General features: G+C 70.6%; 7 protein-coding genes. All 7 read right to left on the reverse strand.

What is annotated here, in order from left to right; all coding sequences use genetic code 11:
* Positions 1-86: 86 nt before the first annotated feature.
* A complete protein-coding gene (locus tag AC1D2K_RS30370; RefSeq protein WP_478093607.1) occupies positions 87-1,010 on the reverse strand; it encodes an LD-carboxypeptidase in 924 nt (307 codons plus the stop codon).
* Entirely contained in the window at positions 1,007-2,101 is a 1,095-nt protein-coding gene (gene tadA, locus AC1D2K_RS30375) for a tRNA adenosine(34) deaminase TadA (protein WP_478093609.1), read from the reverse strand. The genes AC1D2K_RS30370 and tadA overlap by 4 nt, the downstream gene beginning before the upstream one ends.
* Positions 2,091-2,318, reverse strand: coding sequence for a hypothetical protein (locus AC1D2K_RS30380; RefSeq protein WP_478093610.1), 228 nt, complete (start codon positions 2,316-2,318; stop codon positions 2,091-2,093). The genes tadA and AC1D2K_RS30380 overlap by 11 nt, the downstream gene beginning before the upstream one ends.
* Before the next feature lies 1 nt (position 2,319).
* Entirely contained in the window at positions 2,320-2,946 is a 627-nt protein-coding gene (locus tag AC1D2K_RS30385) for an FMN-binding negative transcriptional regulator (RefSeq protein ID WP_478093612.1), read from the reverse strand.
* Positions 2,947-3,000: 54 nt separating this feature from the next.
* Entirely contained in the window at positions 3,001-3,687 is a 687-nt protein-coding gene (locus tag AC1D2K_RS30390; protein ID WP_478093614.1) for an ankyrin repeat domain-containing protein, read from the reverse strand.
* Positions 3,688-3,840: 153 nt separating this feature from the next.
* Complete coding sequence (locus AC1D2K_RS30395; protein ID WP_478093615.1) at positions 3,841-4,362, reverse strand: GlcG/HbpS family heme-binding protein; 522 nt, start codon at positions 4,360-4,362, stop codon at positions 3,841-3,843.
* Positions 4,363-4,482: 120 nt separating this feature from the next.
* Positions 4,483-4,585: LuxR C-terminal-related transcriptional regulator (locus AC1D2K_RS30400; RefSeq protein WP_478093617.1), on the reverse strand; the 103-nt coding region annotated here is incomplete at its 5' end.

Raw genomic sequence — 4,585 nt, forward strand, 5'->3', positions numbered from 1 at the left:
GCGGAACCGGCTTCGCCGGGCCGCTGGCTGCGCCCCCGGTAGGGGGTGGGCGGGCTACACGAAGTGAGCCCAACCTGGGGGGGAGCTCAGTGCCTGTGTCCCCAGACCATGAAGACGTCGCGGCCGTCGGCGGCAAGCTCTACCTTGGCGCCGACCGGCAGCAGCACCTTGGTCGGCACATGGCCGAACGGCAGCCCGGTCAGCACCGGCGTCTTGATCAGCTCGCGCAGGCGGGCGATCACGGTCTGCATGCCGAAGCCGCGGTCGTGCGACGCCTTGCGGATGCCCGTGAACTGCCCGAACACGATCGCCTTCTGCCGTCCCAGCACGCCCGCCTGGCGCAGCTGGTCGAGCATGCGCTCGACCCGGTACGGATGCTCGTTGACATCCTCGAAAAACAGCACGCCCTTGTCGATGGCCGGGAACCAGGGCGTGCCCAGCAGGCTGGTCAGTACACACAGATTGCCACCCCACAGCACCGCACCGTGGATGCTGCGCAGCGTCGGCAGGTCGACGCTGTCGCGTGCCGGCATGCGCCAGCCGGTGCCTTCGCCCTGCCCGCTCAGCAGGTCGTCGAAGCAGGCTTCCATGATGTCGTCGGCACCCGCTTCGGCGCCGAAGTCTTCGCCGACCGCGGGGCCGGCCCAGGTCACGGCGCCGGTCTTGGCCAGCAGCGCGCACTGGAAAGCCGTGAAATCGCTGAGCCCGACGAACTCGGTGCCGCGATGGATCGCCTTGGCCACCGCCTTGTAGGGGATCGCGTCGAGGATGYGGGTGAGGCCATAGCCGCCGCGCGAGATCAGCGCCACGTCGGCGCCGCTGGCCGCGGCGCGCGAGATCGCGGCCAGGCGCGTCGCATCGTCGCCGGCGAAGCGTTGATGGGTGGCGAGCGCAGCCTCGTCGAGCTCGACGTCGTGGCCAAGGGCCTGGAGCCGCTTGACGCCGCGCTTGAATGCGGCCTTGTCGCGCACGGCGCTGGAGGGCGAATAGATGTAGATGTGCTTTTTCACGGGGCGAAGTATCCCATTGCCTCCCGGGCCAGTTGCACCGCCTGATCCGGCGTCGGACCGGAGACACGCTTCGGGATCGGGCCCAGGGCCCGCAAGGCGGCCTCGTAGCCGCGATCCGGGAACGGCGCGCGCCAGGCTGCGGCCACCGCCCCGGCGCCGTCCGGTGCCGACATCACGACCTGGAAACGTCCGGGCGCGGCGTCGGCCAGCAGCGAGGCCCAGGCCGTGGCACCGGCGCTGTGCAGCAGCGCCAGCGGCCCGGACCTCAGTCGCCCCTGTTGCTCGAGCCGCTCCAGCCACTCGAGCAGCAGGTCGCGGTGCCAGCCGAGCTGGTGCACCGCTTGCCGCTTGGGTTTGTCGCTCTGGCCGAAGCCGATCAGGTCGGGCGCCAGCACCCGCAGCCCCGGCGCACCCACGACATGCCGAAAGAAGTAGCTCCACTCGCCCGGACCGTGCAGGCACAGGCAGGTGCATGCCGCGTCGAGCGGGCCATCGTCCAGGTAATGCATGCGCCAGCCGTGCTGGCTCGGCAGATCGCTCACGTGGTGCGGCGCGAACGGATAGTCAACCAGTTCGGCGAAACGATCGGCCGGCGTGCGCAGGGCATCGTCGCGCAAGGGCTCGGCCGTTTCGCGGGCGGCGCTGCGGCGGTCCCGGAAGAAGGCCTGCAACAGCGCCTGGGAGTCGTCAGCGAGCACACCGCCCTGCACTTGCGTGCGATGGTTGAGCCGCGTTTCGCGGAACAGATCGACCACCGATCCCGCGGCACCGGTCTTCGGATCCGCAGCGCCGAAGACCACCCGGGCCAGCCGCGCATGGAGCATGGCGCCAGCGCACATCGCGCACGGCTCGAGCGTCACGAACAGTTCGCAGCCGTCGAGCCGGTAGTTGCCGAGCGCGGCACCGGCCGCCCGCAGCGCATTGATCTCGGCATGGGCGCTCGGGTCGTGCAGCGCGATCGCCGCGTTGCGGCCGCTGGCCACGCGTCGGCCGTCCTTGACCAGCACGGCGCCGATGGGCACTTCGCCGGCCTCGGCCGCCTGCCGCGCCTCGGCCAGTGCGAGCGCCATCCAGTCGGCGTCAGTTGCCATCGGGCATCGGCCGCGGCTGCATGGCGGCATCGAGCGACTGCTTGATCTGCTGCTGCATCTGCTGGCTCTGTGCGCGTGCATCGCCGGCCGGCGCGCTGCCGGTCGCGGTCGGCCCCGCCGGCAGCACCGGCGCCGCGACGCCATTCAGCTGCTTCTTGACCAGGAGCCCGACGATGAGCAGCGCGAGCAGGAGCCCGACCAGACCGAGCGCGCGCATCTCAAGCCTTCCCCGCCATGCCAAGCCGCTCCATCCACTCCGCCAGCGCCCGCTYGTCCGGCGTGCCTTCGCGGTAGACGGCGAACATCGCGGCGTGTGATTCCTTCCGATGCTGGTTGAGCTTGACCTTGCATTGCAGCGCCGTCACCTTCAGCTCGAAGCCGACGATGCCGTTGAGCATCTTGTGCTGGAAGTCCTCGCCCAGGTCGCGCCATTGCTGCGCATAGGCCGGCTCATGCTGGCCGATCAGGCGCTTGAGCAGCGCGTCCTTTTCAGGCGCTTCTTCGATCAGCCGCGCCTCGACGGTGCAATGAACGGCCAGGTAGTTCCAGGTCGGCACCCGCGCCAGGTCCGGATAGACCGAGGGCGACAGGTAGGCGTGCGGCCCGAGGAAACTCACGAGCGCCCGCGGCCGTGCCTGCAGGTGGCGCCAGTGCGGATTGGGCTTGGCGCAATGGCCGAAGAGCACGAAGTCCTCCGGCCCGCGTTCGTCGAGCACCAGCGGCAGGTGGGTGACGGTGGGCAGGCCCTCGTCGTCGTTCGAGATCAGGCTGGCGAACGGATGGTCGCGCATGAGCTGCGCGGCGACGGCGCGGTCGGTGACGTTGAACTGCGGCGGCATGTACATGGGGCGTGATCCTGCGATCCCGAAACGGGTTCGCCCGATTGTCCCCGAGCCGCCCTACCTTGCGCCCGCGGCGCGCAGCTTTTCGACCATCGCGCCGTAGCCGCGCGCGGTCGCGAGCTGCAGCGGCGTGTGGCCCTGGCGATCCGCCAACTGCAGGCTGGCGCCGGCGTCGACCAGCGCCGCCAGCGCGCGCTGATGGCGCGGGCCGCCGTCGCCCAGAACGATCACCTCGATCAGCGCGGTCCAGTGCAGGTTGTTGACATGGTCCAGCGGGGCTCCGGCGGCAATCAGCCGGCGCACCACCTCGTCATGGCCGAGGTGGGCCGCGGCGATCAGCGCCGTGCCGTCGTAGCGGCTGGTGGTCTGGCCCGCGCTGGCGCCCAGCGAGAGCAGCAACGCCAGCGTGGGCACGTCGTCGGCGACCGCGGCGATGGTCACGGCGTCGTAGCGGTCGTTCTCGAGCGGATCGAGCTTCGCACCGGCCTGGGCCAGGGTGGCGATGGCTTCGCGCTGCCGGGCGTGGGTCGCCACGTGCAGCGGCGTGCGCCCGAGGCCGTCGCGTGCCTCGAGGTCGGCGCCGCCAGCGATCAGCGCCTTGAGCTGCGGCAGGTCGCCGCGCCAGGCCGCTCGATGCAGGCCCTGGTAGGCCTGCAGATCGGCGGCGCTCGGCGCCACCTGGGCCGCCACCGGCGCGGCCAGGCCGGCACCGAGCAGCGCGAGGGCAACGAGGACGGCCTTCATGCGGCTCGGTTTTCCACCACGCTATTGCGTGACCCGCGACCCATGAAACGGGCACGGGCCCATGCCAGGGATAGCGCGGAACCGGCTTCGCCGGGCCGCTGGTATCGCCCCCTTGAGGGGGAGGCGCCGCAGGCGCTTCGGGGGTGTTTCATTTCAGCCGAGCTGGCCCTTGATCTTGTCGAGCGCTGCGTTGGCGCATTGCTCGTCGAGGTGGCCGCCCGGCGCGCCGCCGACGCCGACCGCGCCGATGACTTCATTGCCCGACTTGACCGGCACGCCGCCGCCCAGCAGGAGGAAGCCGGGAATGTTCACGAGATTCGCGGCCGCGGGGTTCTTCTGCGCGTTCTCCATCATGACCAGGGTCGGCGCCTTGGCCGAGGCCGAGGTCCAGGCCTTGCGCTCGCTTGCGGCCAGCGTGTGGGAGCCGGCGTTGTTGGCGCGCTGCACGGCGCGCACGGTGCCGGCGCGATCGACCACGGTCGCGGCGACCGCGTAGCCGTTGGCGGCGCAGGCGGCGACCGCCGCACCGGCGATCTCGTTCGCCAGTTCGAGCGACATGTTCTTCTCGGCACGGACGGACGGGGTCGGTGCCGGTGCCTGGGTTTGGGCCTGCACGCTCAATGCGGAAGCGGTGAGCAGGACGGCGAGGCTGGCGAGACGAAAGGACGGGTGCATGAAGAAGTTCTCCGAAAGGGATTGAGCGGGTTGCGCCGGCACACCGCCGACGGCATCGCCACTGTAGGAATTGCCGCGCCCGGCGGCCATTCGTACGGCTACCGCCGACCCTCCGTAGAACTACGGAGCGTCGACCAGTCCCGCGTAGCGACGGATCATCTGCGCCAGCGAGTCGCAGTCGAGCTTGGCGAACAGGTTGGCCCGGTGCGACTCCACCGTGCGC

Source organism: Variovorax sp. P1_H12_2 (assembly GCF_056405335.1).